Genomic DNA, 18,527 nt, shown 5'->3' with positions numbered 1-18,527 from the left:
GGGAAAAGAAAGTACTTTAATTGAATTCCGGCTTGGGCGTTTTCGCTGTACTTGCGGGAAACTGAGGGTAAATGATCTCAGGTTTTCTTCCTTTGAGTGCACCGAAGAAAGTCACGATCTTTTTGGCGTCTTCATCGGAAATTTTCATACCAAGCTGTGTTTCACCCATGATTTTGACAGCTTCGGCAAGATTCCATACGGTTCCGTTATGGAAGTAGGGTGCTGTTTCTGTGATGTTCCTGAGTGTCGGTGTTTTGACCAAACCGTTCTTGTCTCCTTTGAAGTCACCTACATTGGCATACTTGAACTTTCCAACTGTAGGGAAAGGTTTCATGCTTCCTCCCAGGGCAATACCTGTATGACAGGCAGTACATCCTTTGTCAATGAAAGTGGCAAGACCCTCTTTTTCCTCTTTGCTCAGAGCATTCTCTTTACCGTTGAGATAGTCGTCAAATCTTGATGGTGTGACAAGGGTTCTTTCAAAAATACCGATGGTTTTTGTGATGGTTACAAAATCTACCTTAACATCTTTGCCATATGCTTTTTTAAATGCATCAACATAGGCAGGGATAGAGTTGACCCTTGCCTCTACAAGAGAAGGTGCCGCAGCCATTTCAGGTGCCGCCTGCATAGGACCCTGTGCCTGGTCTTCAAGATTAGGGCTTCGTCCGTCCCAGAACTGTCTGTCGAAGAATACAGCATTGTAAACTGTCGGAGAGTTGAGGTGGTGAGGGTTGGCTCTCCACATATGGCCTCTTGCCGCAGGAATACCGTCTACACCGCCCAGTCCAAGGTTGTGACACGTGTTGCACGAAATGATACCGCTCTTGGAAAGACGCGGTTCGAAATAAAGTTTTTTACCCAGTTCAACTCTTGCAGGGGTAACCGTCTTGTCAGGGTCTGTCAGCTTCATCAGTGCCGCTTTGTCTGCAGGGATGGCTTTTAATCCCACACTTTTGGCTTTCTCAGCAAGACTTCCTGCACCGAACAGTAAAGAAGATGCCAGCAGTGACATCCCTACGACTTTAATTGTTTTCATTGATTTGCTCCTAAATAATTGTATAAAAAGAATTATAGGACAGTCATGCTTAAATAACGATTAAATTTATTAAATAAGAATTTTTATCTATATATTGAATTAAAGATGGATTTTTTGTATATTCTCTAAACATCAGGAAAGATAAATATGACAATTCGACACTTTTTTAACCTGCAAAAGCAACATTATGATACCCTACATGTATGAATCAATGATGAACCGCGTTTTATCAGGCGGACCATAGAACCCCTACAGGATACATATGAAAACAGAGAAATTAGCACGGACCAAAACGGCCGGATTCATATTGAAACCGGAGTCTCCCGAGATCAAAGCGTTGTATCAAACGATAAAAGCACAGTTCGAGGCAAAGGGTATTAATGTAATGCTTTCCGAAAAATCTGCTGCAATGGTCGGACTTCCGGGAGTACCTTTTGAAAAAATGTGTGAAAATTCCGATTTTCTTGTCTCTCTCGGAGGAGACGGTACACTGCTTTCTCTGGTGCGCAGAAGTTACGGTTTTCATAAACCGGTAGTAGGTATCAATGCAGGAAATCTCGGATTTCTGGCCGATATCACTATTGATGAAGTAGATGCTTTTCTCGCGCGTCTGCTTTTGGGTGAGTACCGTATAGATGACCGTATGATGATCGAGGGATATATCGAAAAAAAGAATGGAGACAAAAAGCGCTTTATTGCCTTTAATGATGTAGTCATTACCTCTCCCGAACCTTCCAAAATGGTGAAGGTCAATGCCTCTATCGACGGTGAACGTTTTAACAGCTATACGGGTGACGGGCTCATTATTTCTACCCCGACAGGCTCAACAGCATACAATCTCTCTGCCGGCGGCCCTATTTTGTACCCGCTGACACAGGCATTCATCATTACCCCGGTTTTGGCACATTCGCTGGCAAATCAGCGCCCTCTTGTCGTACCGGCTGATTTCGGTATTGAACTTGATGCGGAGAAATATCGTGCTATTGCTTCTATTGACGGACAGGAAGTCTATGATCTGGATGAAGGTGATGTTCTCTATATTGCCGGTGCCAAAAAGGGTGCGACACTGATCCACAGGAAAGAACATAACTACTTTTCCGTGCTTCGTGAAAAACTGCACTGGGGAGACCGAAATTGGTAGAGCGGCTTTATTTGCGTGACCTGGTGACTTTTCGTGAAGTGGAACTGGAGTTTGACAAGGGACTGGTTGTGCTGAGCGGACCGAGCGGAGCAGGGAAATCGGTACTGATCTCCGCACTTCTTTCCAGTTTCGGCTTTGCGACACAGGGTGCAGCCGCTTTATGCGAGCTTTCAGTGAACAAACCGCCGAAACTGAAAAGCGATGCCTATATGCTTGAAAAAGAATTGACACTCAAAGCACTCAAAAAAGAGAAGCTGCGCTACTTTATCGACGGACAGAACATTTCCAAAAAAACGCTGGCAGAACTTTTTAAACCGTATGTGCGCTATCTCAGTGTACGTGACAAAAGCGGTTTTGAATCAGAAACACTCATCGAAATGATCGATGATTCCATCAAAAGCAGGGAAAAACATTTCAAAGCATTGCTGAAAGAGTACAAAAAACGTTATGCACACTACAAAAGCAAAGCCCAGGAACTGCAAAAGATCAAGGAAGATGAAAGCAGACTGGCCGAACTGATCGAGTTTGCAGCCTATGAGATAGAAAAGATAGAACGCATCGACCCCCAGCCGGGGGAAGAAGAAAAACTGCTGAAAATCAAACAACAGCTTTCTCGGGTGGACAAGATCAGAGCTGCACTTGAGAAGGCTTCCGGTATTTTCGAACTGGAAAGCAGCATAGAGGAAGTTTACCGTCTGTTGGAGAAAGAGGGTGATGTATTCTTTGACGCGATGAATCAGCTTCGTGCCGATTTTGAAGAGACGCAGATACTTGCAGATGAACTTGAAGAGACCGATGTGGAAGAAGTGCTTGACAGGCTGAGTGACCTGACCGCCCTGAAGAACCGCTATGGCTCTGTAGAGGAAGCTCTGATATATAAAGAAGATAAAAAGGCTGAACTTTCCGGGTATGAAAACATTGAGCGTGACAAAAGCCTGCTTGAACAGTTCCTGGACCTGGAATATTCAGAGCTTTTTACCCTGGCACAGAAAATTTCCCTGGCACGTCAGAAAGAAGCAAAAGAGATCGAGAAAAGACTGGCGACTTATCTTGAAGCATTGAAGCTTTCTGCCATGCATTTTGGTTTCAGAGGCGTTGCGCTGGGTGAAACAGGTATAGACGAGATAGAAGCAGGATTGGGCAGTTCGGGTACAGCGACTCTGAGCGGCGGGGAGTTCAACCGACTTCGCCTGGCACTCATGGCAGTCAGTATCGATGAAAAGTCTGAAGGGCAGGGCGTGCTGATACTCGATGAGATCGATGCCAATGTCAGCGGAGACGAATCGATCGCTATTGCCACACTGATCGCAAAACTTTCTTCGGTCTATCAGATATTTGCGATTTCACACCAGCCTCATCTTTCTGCGAAAGCAGATCAGCATATTGTGGTTACGAAAGAAGGCATGCAGAGCAGGGTACAGGTTTTGGATGATGCGGGACGTATTGAAGAGATATCCCGTATTATCGCTGGTGAAAATCCGACAGAGCAGGCGGTAGCTTTTGCCAAAAAACTGAGAGCATAGTAGTCTACCGGTACTGCTCTTGGAGTTTTGCAAGATAGATCTTCAGGTTTTCAAGGTAGGCTTTGGCAAGGGGAAGGTCATGGCCTGTTTTAAGATAAGTGTTATAGTCTACCAGCAGATCGGCTACCCCGCCGGTACCGATATTGGTTGAAGAACCTTTGATACTGTGCGTCATGCGCTCCATTTGATGAAAATCGTTTGCATCAATGGCTGCCTGAATAAGAGGGATCTGATTCTCGATCTGTGTAATGAGTTCATCGACAAATTCTCTTGCCTCCTCGTCCGAGAGTCCCATTTCAAGCAGTCTTGAATGGCTGAATTCAGGATATTCCGGTATTTCCGGAATGCTTTCTGCCACTGTTTCTTTGGCTTCCTGTTTTGCAGCTTTTCTTTCTTCTTCCTCTTTTTGGGCCGCTGCTTCCGCCGCCTGCCGTTCCGCTTCGCGTCTGGCAGTCTCTTTGGCTTTTGCCTCGGCCTCTGCTTTTTCTCTGGCCTCGCGCTTTTTTTGTTCTTTTTTTCTCTTTGCCGCCTCTTCCGCGGCTTTTTTCTCTGCTTCGGCTTTTACGGCAGCAGCTTCCGCCGCCTGTCGTTCCGCTTCTTTTTTGGCAGCAGCCTCTTTTTCCAAAGCTTTTTTGGCAGTTTCCAGCTCTGCAGCCTTCTGCTGTGCTTCACGCTCTTTAGCTGCTTTTTCTCTGGCTCTTTGTTCTAATTGTACTTTGGTACGTTCCCTGGCAGCTTTTTGCTCCTCGTCTGTCCTTTTTTGGGCTTCGGCTTTTTTTTGGGCCTCAGCTTCTTTATTTCTGTTGTCTGAGGGTTTTTCTTCTTCTTCCGGAGGGGGTGGGGTTTTACCCGGGTTATAGATAAGCAGTGCAAAAATAAGAATTATAATAAACAGGATAATATAAGCAGCCATAGGAAAGACCTCCTCTTTTCATCGGACTGTACAATAAAAATATATCATTCACCACACAGTTTACAGCGGTTTTATTGTATCTTCCATTTTTAATTGATAAATAACTATAACCCATTTAAGATTAGAGTAAGTTTCATTTAGGCTGCCAAAACAGTAAATTTTGTTATAATTCACCCAAAAAACAGGGTTCTGTAAAAAATATGATAATAGACACACACTGCCATCTTGACGATGCACGGTACAATGATGACCTTGAAGAAGTGATAAACTATGCCAGGGAAAACGGTGTAGAAAAATTTATTATACCCGGAGCAGACCCTGAAAGTCTGGAAAGGGCTGTTGAGATTTCAGAACAGCACGATGCTGTGTGGTTCGCTGCGGGTGTCCATCCTTATGATTCCCGGAACTATGACCGTGCTTTTCTGGAAAAATTCACTGCTCACCCGAAGTGTGTTGCTATTGGTGAATGCGGGCTGGACTATTTTCGACTGCCTGAGGGCGAAACGGAAACTGCTGCAGAGAAAAAGCTGCAGAAAGAGGTTTTTACAGACCAGATCCTTTTGGCAAAAGAATTGAAAAAACCGCTGATAGTCCATATCAGGGATGCCAATGCCGATTCACTGGAATTGCTTGAAGCCTATGCAGGAGAAGAGGGCGGTGTGCTACACTGCTACAATGCAGATGAATCTCTGCTGAAACTCGCAGCGAAAAACTTTTATTATGGGATCGGAGGCGTACTGACATTCAAAAATGCCAGAAAACTGGTTAATGTGTATCCGAAAATCCCTCTTGAGCGGCTGGTGATCGAAACAGATGCCCCCTATCTGACACCGCATCCCCACAGGGGTGAACGGAATGAACCCGCCTATTGTACCTTCGTAGCACAAAAGATGGCAGAGCTGAGTGACATGCCGAGATCCCGTATGGAAACATTGACCACACACAATGCCGAAAGACTTTTCGGACTGCAGTAGGGATGAAAAAGATATATACGGGTGTCAAACCGGTTCTCTTCTGTCTGCTCCTGATACCCGCAGTACTTTTTTCTGCTTCGCTCCCGCTTGCTGAAAAATATCCTGTCTATACCTATGTATTTTCAGAATTCGATGTCGATGAAGGGTATATTGACAATGAAGATTTTGAACGCTTTGTCAGGAAGAATGAAAAGAGTATCAGGCATCTCTATAAACGTTCCATGCAAAGAGGGGAAATGATTTCACCTATGGTCAAAGGGTATTTGATGGATCAGGGGGTTTCTGATCTGTTCATCTATCTTTCCATGGTGGAATCAGGTTTTTCAACCGATGTTGTGTCTTCTAAAAAAGCCGTAGGCCTCTGGCAATTCATGCCTGCAACGGCACAGCATTACAAGCTGGATGTATGTAACAGTTTCGATGAACGCTGTGATCCGGTCAGTGCCACCAATGCCGCGATAAAATACCTTAAAAAACTGCATGAGCAGTTCGGAAAATGGTATCTTGCAGCCATTGCCTACAATTGCGGTGAAGGCCGGCTGAAGCGTGCCATTAAAAAAGCAGGCAGTGACGAGTTGGGTATTCTGACGGATGAAAGGGACAAATATCTGCCGGCTGAAACACGCAAATACATACAGAAGATCCTTTTGGCTGCCATGATAGGCGAGGGAAAATATATAGATTTCGGAGTACGGCCGGGAGAGGGTGAGTCACAGCCGGTACAGGTTGAAATTTCCGGAGGATGCGACCTTGAAAAACTGGCAGGGACCCTGGGAATGAAACCGCTCGATCTTCTGCGTATGAACAGACAGTTCAAACACGGTATCGTACCGACCAAAAAAGCCGTCTATACTCTGATGATCCCTGAAGAAAAAATGATACCTTTTTATCTCAAATATGAATTAAAACAGGAACCGGAAACCCTACCGGTAAAACCGCATTTTGTCTCCCATGTTGTCAAAATGGGAGATACACTCGAAAGTATTGCCAAAAAATACCATAGCACCGCAGAGGAAATAAGAAGAGCCAACAGACTCGATGATGACTTTCTGATACTGGGTTCTCTTCTTCTTGTGCCTGTAACACAAAAAATGTTTGATCAAATGCTGCGAAGCCTGTAAAAGCATAGATAAAGAGAAATAAAGAGATAATAACCCAAAAACAATCGAGGGCCTATGAGACGATCTGCCATGCTTTTTCTATCGGTTGCTGTGGTACTCTCAAGTCTGTTTTTTACCGGTTGTGCCAGTAAAAAGAAAATGGCCTACAGGGGAACAGGGCATACGTCTGCTGCAAGACAGAGATCGACGATGCGTGCGTACAAAGTGTGCGGAAAATGCTATACTCCCACTTATGTGGAAGTAGGGCAGAAAATGAAGGGTATTTCGAGCTGGTACGGTCCCAACTTCCACGGTAAATACACAAGCAACGGCGAGCGGTACAATATGTATGCACGGACGGCGGCACACAAAACCTGGCCAATGGATACGATGGTCCGGGTAACAAACCTTCAGAACGGGAAAAGTACGATCGTACGTATCAATGACAGAGGGCCTTTTGTTCGAGGCCGGATCATTGACTGCTCCTATGCAGCGGGAAAAGAGTTGGGACTTGACAGAATGGGCATTGCCAAAGTACAGATAGAAGTGCTTGGTTTCGCGGGCAAGGTAGAGTCTCCGGCCGCCATTGCCAAAGCCAGAAAAAATAAGACGAGCACACGTGTGCGCCTGACCAATTTCGGTGTACAGGTAGGTGCTTTCAGAAAGTATGAGGGGGCCAAAGTCTTTGAGCGCAGATATGCCCACATCGATCCGCGCTATAAGCCTATTATCAGGAAGTTCCCGGATGTGAACGGTGCACCGCTGTACCGTGTATGGCTGATGGGCTTTGATTCTGAAGGCGAAGCGAGAGAGTTTAAAGCGCATTACAATATGCCGGGCGCATTTATCGTAAGAAACTAAGGATGGTTAAATGATAGAAGTAACAAGAGAAACAAAAGAGACACAGATCACTGTAAAACTGAACCTTTACGGCAAGGGCAAAGCGAAGATCGATACGGGAGTGGGTTTTTTCGACCATATGCTCGAAGCTTTTGCCAAACATGCGCATCTCGATCTTGAAGTGCAGTGTACCGGGGATACCCATATAGATGACCATCATACGGTGGAAGATGTGGGTATTGTCATAGGGCAGGCTTTGAGAAAAGCGATCTATCCGGTACAAAGTATCGAACGTTTCGGCAATGCCACGGTAGTGATGGATGAAGCAAGCGTTACCTGCGATATAGACCTCTCGAACCGGGCGTTTCTTGTCTATGAACTGCCTATCGGCGGAAAAGTCGGAACCTTTGATGTGGAACTTGTGGAAGAGTTTTTCAGGGCATTTGCATTCAATCTTCCCCTGACGCTGCACCTGATCTATAACAGAGGAAAGAACAAGCACCATATTATAGAGGCTTCGTTCAAGGCACTGGCAGTGGCACTCCGCCGTGCAGTTGCTGTGAATGAAAATGCAGGTATTCCGAGTACCAAGGGTGTGCTGTGAGCATAGAACTGATCGTACTGGATGTTGACGGAACGATGACAGACAGCCGTATTACCTACAGCCACAACGGTGATGAGATCAAGTCTTTCAATGTCAAAGACGGGTTGGCGATCGCCAGTTGGCGGAAACTGGGAAAACAGGTAGCGATCATTACCGGCAGGAAGTCCGCTATCGTCGAACGCAGGGCAAAAGAATTGCATATCGAGTATTTTTATCAGGGAGTAGACAATAAAAAGGAAGTACTTGAAACACTGCTTGACAAACTTGATATCAGTATGGAAAATGTTGCAGCCATCGGTGATGACTTGAATGATCTTCAAATGCTTAAAACTGCGGCTGTCTCTTTTGTACCCAGAGATGCGAGTGCCTATGTGGACAGGATCGCTACTGTGATCCTGTCCAAAAAAGGCGGCGAGGGCGCGGTCAGAGAAATGATCGAATACCTCATCGTCAAAGAAGGCCTTGAAGAGAAGTATCTGGCATTATGGGCGTAAAGTTAGAACTTCTTCTTCTGGTACTGATTGCAGTAATGTTCATGCTTGGGTATACCGTGAAGCTTTCCGATGAAGTTTCAGGCAAACCAATTGCCCAAAAAGAAATGCAGTTCACCGATGCCACCCTGACAGAGGTCAATACACAGAAGCTGCTTTCAACACTGTCAGGGACATACGGTGTCCGTACAGGAGGGGTTCTTACCGTTGACAATCTCATTTATCATACCGATTCGATCGAGCGTATTTGGGCAGACAGAGGACGCTATGTGGGGGAGACAGCCTATCTTGACGGCCGGGTACGGGTAAAACAGAAAGAAGGGTTTAACTACAGTGCAGAACATGCAGTCTACAACAAAAAGACAGGCGTACTTGACATCACATCAAAGTTCACAGCAGTGCTGGCTAAAAATATCGTACACGGCAATACGGCACACTATGATACACGTAAAAAGATTCTCTTTGCCAAAGAGATCAATGCCGTGCTTTATACCGCCCAAACCCGGGAATAGAAAATTTTCAGTAGAGCCGGGTCGTCGCAGAACAAGTAATAAAATGGTATACTATATGCTAAATTTTCATAAGGGTATCTCTTGAATTGGTTTAAATACTTTCTTCCTTTTCTCTTCTTTGGTATTTTGTATGCTCAGAAGGTGGAAGTGACTTCTGATGCCATGAAAGCGGAAGACTTGAAGAAAGAAGTACATTTTATCGGAAATGTTACTGTCAAACAATCTGGCAGCTGGCTGCACGGAGACCGGGTGATCGTCTACTTCAATGACAACAATGAAACAAAAATGTATGAGGCGATCGGCAGTAAAAATCCGGTTACCTTTGAAGTCAAAGAGAAAAAAGGATTTTACAAAGGCAGTGCCCGGAATGTGAAGTATTATCCCATCACTTCCCAATATGTACTGACAGGAAAAGCCGTAATTGACGATCTGCGCAACAAGCGCCATGTCAACGGAAATGTGATCACCCTGGATATGAAAACCGGAAATGCAGCAGTGAAGGGCAGTAAGAAAAAACCGGTAAAATTTATTTTTGATATGGAGAAGAAAAAGTGAGTACACCCCGTATAGTCGAAGCATCTTTTATCAAGTCGGCGCAAAGTATTGCCGACTCTCTTCCTGAAGATATGAGTGAAGTGGTTTTTCTCGGGCGTTCCAATGTCGGGAAAAGTTCAACGCTTAACTCCCTTACCCAACGCAAAAATCTGGCGAAAAGCTCTGCTACACCGGGTAAAACACAGTTAATAAATTTTTTTGAGACCCGGTATCTGTATCATGAAGAGAACTATCCGGTACGGTTCGTAGACCTTCCTGGTTTCGGGTATGCCAAAGTGTCCAAATCACTCAAGGAAGTTTGGCAGAAAAACCTTGTAGCGTTCATAGAACACCGTGTCTCTATACGGCTTTTCATTCATTTGCGCGATGCGCGCCATCCCCATGCCAAGATCGATGATGATGTTGAAAAATATATTTCCCGGTTCATCCGTCCCGATCAGCGTTATCTGACCGTTTTTACCAAAATCGACAAACTGAACCAGAAAGAACGTGCCAAACTCAAACGTGATTTTCCCGGTTCTATTACCGTGTCCAATCTGAAAAAGAACGGCCATGACCGGGTACACTATGAAATACTCCGAACGATCTTCGGTATTGACGGGAATATACAAAACAGCAATGAGGAGAAAACAGTTTGATCACTTTTGTCAAAGCAAATCTGGCAGATATCCCTGCGATGCAGAGACTGGTCCTTTCCGAAGTCAAAGACGGCGTGATCCTTAACCGCAGCGAAGATGAAGTTGCTACGAACATACGTTCCTACGTCCTGGCAAAAGAGGGAGAAACGCTGGTAGGCTATACGGCTTTGCATATTCACTCCATGAGGGTGGCAGAGATACGCAGTCTTATTGTGGATGAAGCATACCGGGGAAAGAAGATCGGTCAGAGACTGGTTGAATTTGCGGTCGAAGAAGCAAAAACACTTGGTGTGGAAGAAGATGTACTGGTGTTGACATACAGACCGGTCTTTTTTGAAAAACTCGGATTTAGAGAGATTAGCAAAGAAGCCATTCCTGAACACAAGATCTGGGCAGACTGTATCAAGTGTATCCATTTCCCTGTCTGCAATGAAGTAGCCCTGGTGTATAAACTCTGATGCAGCACTCCTCACCGATGAAGTTTATGATGCAGGTACTTTTTTGGCTGCTGATCGTTTCCTTTGTACTTTTTTATCCTATGCTGATATCATTTTATGTGTTCCTTCCTTTGCTTATAGGTTTGATGGGGTATCTGTTCATTGAAGGCATAGAGCAGGGAAAATGGAGCTATATTCTGCTCTCTCTCATCTATTTCATCAATCTTGAAGTCAACCTTTCCCTGCCGTTTTTTCTGATACTGGTTGCGGTACTGATCGTCTATATGCTTTTTTACGGTACCCTGTCACATTTGAAAAAATGCAAGATATGCAGACCGCTTTTGACGGTTTTTCTGATAGATGTCATTTACCTCGGTATACTGCTTGCGTATGATTTTGTTTTTGGAACCAGCAGTATTGTGCTTGATACTATTCTGCTCTATTCTCTTGTCGTCGATCTTCTGATAGTGGTGGTGATATGAGATATAAAATAGTACTGCTGCTTTTTATACTGGTATGGGCCGGCATGATCACACGGCTTTACCATGTCAGTGTCAAATCAAACTTTTATTATACAAGCCTTGCCAAAGCGAATGTAGAGCGAAAAGAATTCATAAAGCCTGTCAGGGGCGAGATCACCGACCTTAACGGAAACCTTCTGGCAATGAACCAGATCGGTTTTTCTCTCTCCATCAAACCGCATTTGTCCATGAAAAGCAAAGAAGGGAAAAAGAGTCAGCTGGAACAGGCTGTCGATACGATACTTGAAACCTTTCCCGATTTGAACAAGACAACGATGATGAAGGTCTATAAAAAGAAAAGTTCAGCCTATAATCACAAATACATCAAAGTAGTTGATTTTATTCACTATGCCGATATGATGAGTGCCTACCCGACACTGAGTATGCATGATGAACTTAAGATCGAAGCTGAAACAAAACGTTATTATCCCTACGGAAAATACTGTGCACATCTCATAGGCTATACAGGACGGTCGAACACCAAAGAAAATAAAGCGGATGAAGTGGTCGATGTTGTCGGAAAAGTAGGGAAAAGCGGACTTGAACGATATTACAATACTTTCCTTGAAGGAAAACTCGGCTATCAGATCAATAAAGTAACGGCAAGGAACAAAGCGGTCGATGTGCTTGAAAAGATGCTTCCCAAAGACAATCGGAACCTGAAACTCAATATCGATGTCGATCTGCAGAAAATGATTTATGAACATTTTGGAGACGCAACAGGTGTGGCGATCGTTATGCGGACCAATGGCGAAATTCTGGCTGCGGTGAGTTATCCTGCCTATGATCCGAATCTTTTTGTGGGGGGCATCAGTTCGAAAGCGTGGAAATCCCTTCAGGAAGACCTTGCACACCCGTTTACCAACAAGATCACACACGGGACCTATCCTCCGGGTTCTTCCATCAAACCGGGTATGGCACTGGCATTCGACAAAGCAAAACCGGGTATTTTGGAGCAGGATGAATATTGCAACGGCTCGATGACCATCGGGAACAGCAAACACCGTTTCCGGTGCTGGAAACACAGCGGACATGGAAAAGTGTGGCTGCGCAAAGCTATTCAGCAGTCCTGTGACGTGTACTTTTACAAAAAGAGTCTCAAAGTCGGTATCGATGCGATGGCAAAAAACCTTCGCTCATTCGGTCTTGGTGTCAAAACAGGTGTGGATCTTCCCCGGGAATACAGCGGTGTCATTCCGGATAAAGCATGGAAGATGAGACGCTTCAAACAGCCGTGGTATCTTGGTGAAACAGTCATTGCCTCCATCGGACAGGGCTACGACCTGGTAACACCGCTTCAGGTGGCACGCTACACGGCTCTGGTCGCTACAGGCAATCTTGTCACACCCCGGGTAGCCAAAAGCATTGACGGCAAGGAGATCAATGCAACGATCGTTCCTATGAAATTTAACCCCAGAACGCTCTCCGAAGTACGCATGGGAATGTACGATGTGTGCAATACCCGCAGAGGAACCGCCTATCGTCTGATGCATGATCTTCCTGTTATTGTTGCAGGGAAAACAGGGACTTCCCAGGTCACTTCCATTCCCCAGGTAGGCAGAAGGCTGAAAGAATCGGAGTTGGCCTATTTTCACCGTTCACATGCCTGGATTACGACCTATGCACCTTATGACGACCCGCAATTTGTTGTAACGGTCCTCATTGAGCATGGCGGCCATGGCGGGAGTACATCCGCCCCTATGGCAGGAGATATATACAAATGGCTGTACAAGAACGGCTACTTTAAGAGCAAGCTGCAAAAAGAGATAGGCAATACCGCTTCCGAAACACCTGCACTTGAGGAAAAGAAAGAGAAGATCAAAAAGAGAAATGAAGACCTCAGAAAAAAGAGCGGCGGCGGTCTTTCTCTCTTTTAAGCAGTGTTTTTCAGAAGAAACATTTACATGTTCTGAAGAGTATTGTTTAGAAACAGTCCCAGAATGATTATCAGGCTGATCCCTGCTGATTTGTTGTAAAGTTTGTTTGCGGTAATGAAGACAAGAAGCAGGGTAGCAACGATCATGGTGGCAATATCGAAGATGTAGGCAGAAGCATCGATAGGCAGAGGATTGGCAAGTGCAGCCGAACCAAGAACCACTGTAGTGTTCGCCAGGTTTGAACCTATGATATTTCCTATGGCCATGTCCACTTTCCCTTTGAGTGCAGCGGAGATACTTACCACAAGTTCCGGCATAGAAGTACCGAATGAAACCATAACAATACCGATGATCCATTCAGAAATACCAAAACTTTTAGCGATTTCCGATGCACTTTCTACCGTAAAGTGGGCCCCCATGATCACGAGTACAAAAGCCCCGATCAGTACCGGGACCGTGCCTGCCCAGGAAAAATGGACCATATCGATCTCATCCAGCTCTTCAATGGGAATGCTTTTTGCATCCTGGAGCAGAAAGAGCAGGTAGGCTCCCATCAGAAGCAGCAGCAATGCTGCATCAAATCTGGAGATCACGCCGTCGAGGACCATGAGAACAAAAACGAGTACAGGGACAAGTGCCCAGGTACTGTCTTTGGCAAAAAAATCTCTGTCGGGAACGATCTTCCTGGCAATGAGGAAAACAGCAGCAAGCACCAGGGTAATATTCAGAATATTGCTTCCGATCACGTTCGCAATGGCAATATCGGGTTTATGGTCCAGACTGGCCGCAATACTGGCAGCCATTTCAGGCAGTGAAGTACCCAGTGCAATAAGGGTGGCTCCGATGATGAATTCAGGGATATTGAATTTCAGGGCAATCTTCTCACTCTGCTTGATAATAAGTTCCGCACCCCATATCAGTGCCCCCATAGCGATGACAAATATAACAAAATTCATGGATTTCCTTTAATCGTTTCGTACAATAAGGCTGGAAGGCAGACCGAATTTTTCAATGATCTCCTTTTCCTTTTGGCGCATTTCGCCATGATCTTCTTCATGATCATATCCCATAAGATGCAGCAAACCGTGGATGAAGAGCAGTTTAAGTTCGTCTTGTTCACCATGGGAGAACGCATCGGCTTTTTCTTTCACATAGTCGGCAGAAATGATAATGGAGCCCAGAGGCATCTTAAAAACACTTTCTTCTCCGAAAGGGGTTTCCATGGGAAAACTGAGTACATCTGTAGGGGCATCTTTGTCCCGGTACTCTTTATTGAGTTCCTGTATATTTTTATTGTCAGTTATGATGAGTTCTGTTTCTCTGTCTGTCAGTGACTGTGCGATCTCTTCGAGTGCACCCATATCAACATTCAGAGAGGTTTGGTTGTCAAGGTCTATTATTATACTGTTCATGCCCGAAGTTTACCCAAATCTTGGTAAAATGGGAGTAAAAAAGACAGGACGATACACATGGGTAAAAAAGCAGTCTGTATTATATCGGGTGGCATGGACAGCGCATTGAGCGCAAAGATCGCACAGAAAGAGCAGTATGAGATCATTGCTTTGCATTTTAACTACGGACAGCGTACCCAGAACAAGGAACTGGTATGCTTCAGAAAGCTGTCCAAAGCACTGAATGCATCCGAGTCTTATGAAATAGACCTTGATTTTTTTGAACAGATCGGTGCTTCGGCACTGACAGACAAAACGATCGAAGTACCTACGGGAGGACTGGAAGAGGGGGTTCCTGTAACGTATGTGCCTTTTCGGAACGGTATCTTCCTCTCTATTGCTGCTGCTTTGGCGGAGAAACACGGAGCGGAAGCATTGTTCATCGGTGTGGTCGAAGAGGACAGTTCGGGCTATCCGGACTGTCGTCAAAGTTACATTGAACAGATGGAAAAAGCGATCAATCTCGGTACGAGAGAAGAAACGTGTATTCAGATAAGGATGCCTCTTGTGGCTATGAAAAAAAGCGAAATTGTACAAAAAGCACTGGAATGGGGTGTTCCCCTGGCCGATACCTGGAGCTGCTACCAGGCAGAAGATGCTGCATGCGGTGTCTGTGACAGTTGCCGGCTTCGACTGCGCGGCTTTGAAGCAGCAGGAGAAAAAGACCCTATTCCTTACGCCCTTTAAGCGAAAATTTCCCTATCTCTTCAAGGAATGTCGTGGCATAGGAACCTTTGGGGAGATAGAAATCCGCCTGCAGAGTCTTTGTTTCTTTTTCATAGGCTGTTTCCACTTCTTTGGGCCAGATCCAGGCAAAACGTCTGTCTCCTTTGAGTGAGCTCAATTCTGTGTCATCAAAAGGCTCTTCAAGATGGTAGGCATCATTCTGTGCTCTGAGCGCATTGGCACCGCAGAGCAGACCGGTAGGCGAGATCTTTTTTTCCTGAAATACCCTGGCACTTTGCATCATATCTTTGACAAAGGATGTTTTGCCGTAGGGGTAGGGCATGACCACATCACCGAAAAAAAGTTTGAAGAACTGCGGCTGCTGAGCAAGGACCTTGACGAGTTCTGCCGGATATTTCAGTTTTCTGGCAGCACTATCTATTTTTTCTTTGCCAATAATGGCGGAAAGTTTGACCCGGGAGCCGAGCCATTTGTTGAAAAGATGGCTCTGGTATGCAGAAACCAGCAGTTTTTCCCGGCTGCCTTTGAGGCGTTTTCCGCTGTGGGCGATCTCTTTTCCCTGCAGGTAGGACTGGCTGTCTTCCCCGAAACGCTGGTATCCGTAGTAATTGGGTATGCCTTTGGTCTGCATCATTTTGGCGGTAGTATTGAAAAACTTGGCATCTTTTTCATTAATGTGATGCAGTATGACAGAAAATCGGTTCCCTTTGAGATGGCCTATTTTGATGGGTGCTTTGTTGTAGGTACGCTCAAGTATTTCTACTCTCTGGGTAGTCAGATTCTTGTTGAGCAGTTTTTCTGCCTGTTTGGGAATGGAAATGTACTGAATGGTCGTCGCACTTTTGTCTTTCAGTCCGGCATACCCGATGTCACGCTCCTGCAGTTCGGTTGCTTTGGCAAGTACTGTCAGCAGTTTGTGTGTGCTCATATCAGTCTTCTTGATTTTGAGGACAAGATAATTACCGCTGCCCGTAAAAGCATAAAGCGGTATTTCTTCAACAAAAAAGCGTTCAATGGTCTGTTTGAAATCAAAGTACAGCGGGGTATGGTCGTAGGCATAGGTCTTAATGTGATTCATGAAGGGAATTATAGCGAAATTATCGCAGATATGATGTGCGGGTAAATTTCCCAAGTCCTGTTACGGGTGAATGAAAAGTTTATCTGATTGCTGACAACCTGATAGGCTGGGAAATGTTCGGATATTTAACCCGGTAGACAGGGCAATCCTTACCCGCATTTCCCCGGAGCACACTTCATGCCTCCGCACTTGCCTTCTATCTTGCTTTTGACGCTGCCTGTCTGCATACTGTTCATCATTTGCTGCATCTCCTGGGGGTGGGAGATAAATCGATATCCTTTGTAGAGGGTGTAGAAACCGTAGAAGATCACAAGCATGGCAGCAAGCTTCATCATCGTGCCGCGCAGAGAACCTTTTTGCAGGAATTTGGTGACGGTTCCGAGAAAAAAGAGTGCAGGAATGGTCGCCAGCCCGAAAGTTGCCATAACGATGGCTCCCCAAAGCGGGCTGGCTGTACTGGCGGCAAAAATGGCAAACGAATAGACCAGCCCGCAGGGGATGATCCCGTTCAGCATTCCCAGCAGATAAAAACTCCAGAGGGACTGGTCTCCGATCAGTTTTCTAAATGCGGTATGATACCACTTGTGTTTGGAAATGGACCACTCCGCCGAGTTGAGGAATTTGAGATTGCCTACGAGTGAAAGGCCGGCGAGTACCATTAAAAGACCGGTCAGCAAAAAAAGTACTCCTTTTGTTTCAGGTGTAAATGCAATGGCTTTTCCCAGAAGCCCGAAGAGCGCACCGATGACCGAGTAGGTCGTTACCCTGCCAAAATTGTAAGCGAGATGCGAGATGGTCTGACGTGCCCATGAAGCTTTGTGGTCTATTTTGGTGGAACTGTAGGCAACGACGATACCCCCGCACATACCGATACAATGTCCGACACTCCCCAAAAAGGCTGTACTTAAAATAACGAGCAGATCAATATCGTTCATTTTCTCTCTTTGACTAAAAATTATAAAACTATAGTCTTTTTTTGTTAAAATGGTGTTAAGTCATCTATGCGCAAGGAAAATAATGCTTAAAACTTTTAAACGAAGTGTCATGAAAATGTTTCGGGAATTGCTGGTATATCATAACAGTTCTCTTGAATTTCGTGCAAAACTGTTAACCCTGATGATCTCTACGGATGATGAAATAAATGAATGCGAAAAGCAGAAACTCAAAGAGATCGCCCATACGATCTACTCGGAAAACCAGGAGCGGGCTGAGCTGCTCATAGATACAGTCTATGAATACCATACAAAGATCGTGACCAATAACGGGCTGGACTTTGAACATTTGATCGCACAGGTACGCAGGGAAGTCAAAGAGGTAAAGCGCTTTTGCGAAAAGATCGATATCGGCCTTTTGATGCAGCTGCATGAATGTATGGATGAAGAGGATGACGAAGCACTCTTTCAGCTGCGTATTATCGAATTTTTACAGGAACTCAAACATGAGTGCAGGGTGGCATAGAAGATGGAATGGTACAGATTTATCATTCAGGGCAGGGTGCAGGGTGTGTTCTACCGGAAGTTCGTTTCACAGGCACTGATGAGAAAACAGTTCAAAGGGTACATCCGGAACCTTCCGGATGGTACTGTGGAAGTAGTGGCAGAAATTTTTGATGATGATTTCGATACAGTCATGCAAATACTCAAAGAGGGGTCGCCTCTGAGCAGTGTCGAGGGGATCAGCCATGAGATCATCGATGATGCAGTGTTCAATACGGACGGTTTCGAAATCAGATATTGAAAATGATGGGAAAGGGGTGATGGAGGATGCCGGTATGCTTTTACATTGAAGCGCCCGTAGGAGCGCTGTGCTCCATGGTACCACTCAGCAAAAGATAAAAACCAAAAGATAAAAAGGACTCAAAAATGGCAAGCGGATGGGGATGTCAGTTCATGGGAAAGAACGGCGATATCAAAGAATGGTGCATGAAACTGGGGCATGTCTGTGACCCCGGATGCAGAGGATGTATTATTTACGGAAAAGTAGAATTCTCACAGCCTCAAATAGACGAGGAACAAGAGAGAAAAATAAAAAAGCGAAGTGACAACCCGCTGGGAGATAGATAGTTGTATGGAAAAATATACATGAGAGAGAAACAATAATATACTAAGAATACTCATACATAGTGTGTTGCAAATGCAACTTCAGT

Annotated in this window: 23 protein-coding genes; 17 read left to right on the top strand and 6 right to left on the bottom strand. The window is 45.2% G+C overall.

What is annotated here, in order from left to right:
- Positions 1–16 precede the first annotated feature (16 nt).
- Positions 17–1,039 carry a cytochrome-c peroxidase gene (locus F8L24_RS08395; RefSeq protein WP_294954476.1) on the bottom strand — a complete coding sequence of 341 codons (1,023 nt, stop codon included), beginning with the start codon at positions 1,037–1,039 and terminating at the stop codon, positions 17–19.
- 262 nt (positions 1,040–1,301) lie between these two features.
- On the opposite strand from F8L24_RS08395, the gene F8L24_RS08390 reads away from it, so the two are divergent.
- Both F8L24_RS08390 and F8L24_RS08385 read left to right on the top strand, forming a co-directional pair.
- Complete coding sequence (locus F8L24_RS08390) at positions 1,302–2,180, top strand: NAD(+)/NADH kinase (protein ID WP_294954473.1); 879 nt, start codon at positions 1,302–1,304, stop codon at positions 2,178–2,180.
- Positions 2,174–3,703, top strand: a complete 1,530-nt coding sequence (locus tag F8L24_RS08385; RefSeq protein WP_294954470.1) for an AAA family ATPase — start codon at positions 2,174–2,176, stop codon at positions 3,701–3,703. Before F8L24_RS08390 ends, F8L24_RS08385 begins: the two co-directional genes overlap by 7 nt.
- 4 nt (positions 3,704–3,707) lie before the next feature.
- Here the strand turns inward: F8L24_RS08385 and F8L24_RS08380 are convergent, their stop codons facing one another.
- Positions 3,708–4,616 (bottom strand): Hpt domain-containing protein, encoded by a 909-nt coding sequence (locus tag F8L24_RS08380; RefSeq protein WP_294954468.1) that lies wholly within the window; start codon positions 4,614–4,616, stop codon positions 3,708–3,710.
- Positions 4,617–4,816: 200 nt separating this feature from the next.
- Between F8L24_RS08380 and F8L24_RS08375 the strand changes: the two genes are divergently transcribed.
- From F8L24_RS08375 to mrdA, 11 genes are all read left to right on the top strand, one after another.
- On the top strand, positions 4,817–5,590 hold the full coding sequence (locus tag F8L24_RS08375) for a TatD family hydrolase (RefSeq protein WP_294954465.1): 774 nt from the start codon (positions 4,817–4,819) through the stop codon (positions 5,588–5,590).
- A 2-nt stretch (positions 5,591–5,592) separates the two neighbouring features.
- Positions 5,593–6,711: a lytic transglycosylase domain-containing protein gene (locus F8L24_RS08370; protein ID WP_294954462.1), complete on the top strand. Its 1,119-nt coding sequence runs from the start codon at positions 5,593–5,595 to the stop codon at positions 6,709–6,711.
- 54 nt (positions 6,712–6,765) lie between these two features.
- Positions 6,766–7,551 (top strand): septal ring lytic transglycosylase RlpA family protein, encoded by a 786-nt coding sequence (locus tag F8L24_RS08365; RefSeq protein WP_294954459.1) that lies wholly within the window; start codon positions 6,766–6,768, stop codon positions 7,549–7,551.
- 10 nt (positions 7,552–7,561) lie between these two features.
- A complete protein-coding gene (gene hisB / locus F8L24_RS08360) occupies positions 7,562–8,134 on the top strand; it encodes an imidazoleglycerol-phosphate dehydratase HisB (protein WP_294954456.1) in 573 nt (190 codons plus the stop codon).
- Entirely contained in the window at positions 8,131–8,628 is a 498-nt protein-coding gene (locus F8L24_RS08355; RefSeq protein ID WP_294954453.1) for an HAD-IIIA family hydrolase, read from the top strand. The genes hisB and F8L24_RS08355 overlap by 4 nt, the downstream gene beginning before the upstream one ends.
- Positions 8,619–9,137, top strand: coding sequence for a hypothetical protein (locus F8L24_RS08350; RefSeq protein ID WP_294954450.1), 519 nt, complete (start codon positions 8,619–8,621; stop codon positions 9,135–9,137). The genes F8L24_RS08355 and F8L24_RS08350 overlap by 10 nt, the downstream gene beginning before the upstream one ends.
- A gap of 81 nt (positions 9,138–9,218) precedes the next feature.
- The gene (lptA, locus tag F8L24_RS08345; protein WP_294954448.1) at positions 9,219–9,692 is read left to right on the top strand and encodes a lipopolysaccharide transport periplasmic protein LptA; all 474 of its coding nucleotides are present in this window, start codon (positions 9,219–9,221) and stop codon (positions 9,690–9,692) included.
- Positions 9,689–10,330: a ribosome biogenesis GTP-binding protein YihA/YsxC gene (gene yihA, locus F8L24_RS08340; protein ID WP_294954445.1), complete on the top strand. Its 642-nt coding sequence runs from the start codon at positions 9,689–9,691 to the stop codon at positions 10,328–10,330. Before lptA ends, yihA begins: the two co-directional genes overlap by 4 nt.
- On the top strand, positions 10,327–10,788 hold the full coding sequence (locus F8L24_RS08335) for an N-acetyltransferase (RefSeq protein WP_294954443.1): 462 nt from the start codon (positions 10,327–10,329) through the stop codon (positions 10,786–10,788). The genes yihA and F8L24_RS08335 overlap by 4 nt, the downstream gene beginning before the upstream one ends.
- Positions 10,788–11,249 carry a hypothetical protein gene (locus F8L24_RS08330; RefSeq protein ID WP_294954440.1) on the top strand — a complete coding sequence of 154 codons (462 nt, stop codon included), beginning with the start codon at positions 10,788–10,790 and terminating at the stop codon, positions 11,247–11,249. Before F8L24_RS08335 ends, F8L24_RS08330 begins: the two co-directional genes overlap by 1 nt.
- Positions 11,246–13,165, top strand: coding sequence for a penicillin-binding protein 2 (gene mrdA, locus F8L24_RS08325; protein ID WP_294954437.1), 1,920 nt, complete (start codon positions 11,246–11,248; stop codon positions 13,163–13,165). Before F8L24_RS08330 ends, mrdA begins: the two co-directional genes overlap by 4 nt.
- 23 nt (positions 13,166–13,188) lie before the next feature.
- On the opposite strand, the gene F8L24_RS08320 is transcribed toward mrdA, so the two are convergent.
- Entirely contained in the window at positions 13,189–14,121 is a 933-nt protein-coding gene (locus F8L24_RS08320) for a calcium/sodium antiporter (protein WP_294954435.1), read from the bottom strand.
- A gap of 9 nt (positions 14,122–14,130) precedes the next feature.
- Complete coding sequence (gene ybeY / locus F8L24_RS08315) at positions 14,131–14,565, bottom strand: rRNA maturation RNase YbeY (RefSeq protein ID WP_294954548.1); 435 nt, start codon at positions 14,563–14,565, stop codon at positions 14,131–14,133.
- 69 nt (positions 14,566–14,634) lie between these two features.
- Here ybeY and queC point away from each other — a divergent pair, with 69 nt between their 5' ends.
- Positions 14,635–15,303: a 7-cyano-7-deazaguanine synthase QueC gene (gene queC / locus F8L24_RS08310; RefSeq protein WP_294954432.1), complete on the top strand. Its 669-nt coding sequence runs from the start codon at positions 14,635–14,637 to the stop codon at positions 15,301–15,303.
- Here queC and F8L24_RS08305 read toward each other — a convergent pair.
- Positions 15,284–16,381, bottom strand: a complete 1,098-nt coding sequence (locus F8L24_RS08305; RefSeq protein ID WP_294954429.1) for a tRNA pseudouridine(13) synthase TruD — start codon at positions 16,379–16,381, stop codon at positions 15,284–15,286. The two genes, queC and F8L24_RS08305, sit on opposite strands and share 20 nt — an antisense overlap.
- A gap of 149 nt (positions 16,382–16,530) precedes the next feature.
- Positions 16,531–17,316, bottom strand: a complete 786-nt coding sequence (locus F8L24_RS08300; protein WP_294954426.1) for a sulfite exporter TauE/SafE family protein — start codon at positions 17,314–17,316, stop codon at positions 16,531–16,533.
- Between the two features lie 82 nt (positions 17,317–17,398).
- Between F8L24_RS08300 and F8L24_RS08295 the strand changes: the two genes are divergently transcribed.
- The 3 genes from F8L24_RS08295 (at position 17,399) to F8L24_RS08285 (ending at position 18,444) form a co-directional block, all read left to right on the top strand.
- Positions 17,399–17,839: a hypothetical protein gene (locus F8L24_RS08295; protein ID WP_294954423.1), complete on the top strand. Its 441-nt coding sequence runs from the start codon at positions 17,399–17,401 to the stop codon at positions 17,837–17,839.
- A gap of 3 nt (positions 17,840–17,842) precedes the next feature.
- Complete coding sequence (locus tag F8L24_RS08290) at positions 17,843–18,118, top strand: acylphosphatase (protein ID WP_294954421.1); 276 nt, start codon at positions 17,843–17,845, stop codon at positions 18,116–18,118.
- A 125-nt stretch (positions 18,119–18,243) separates the two neighbouring features.
- Complete coding sequence (locus tag F8L24_RS08285; protein ID WP_294954418.1) at positions 18,244–18,444, top strand: hypothetical protein; 201 nt, start codon at positions 18,244–18,246, stop codon at positions 18,442–18,444.
- The last annotated feature ends 83 nt before the right edge of the window (positions 18,445–18,527 follow it).

Origin of the sequence: Sulfurovum sp., from assembly GCF_015493435.1 — a bacterium.
In the GTDB taxonomy this organism is placed as follows: Bacteria; Campylobacterota; Campylobacteria; order Campylobacterales; family Sulfurovaceae; genus Sulfurovum.
This window is presented reverse-complemented; position numbering and strand designations above follow the sequence as displayed.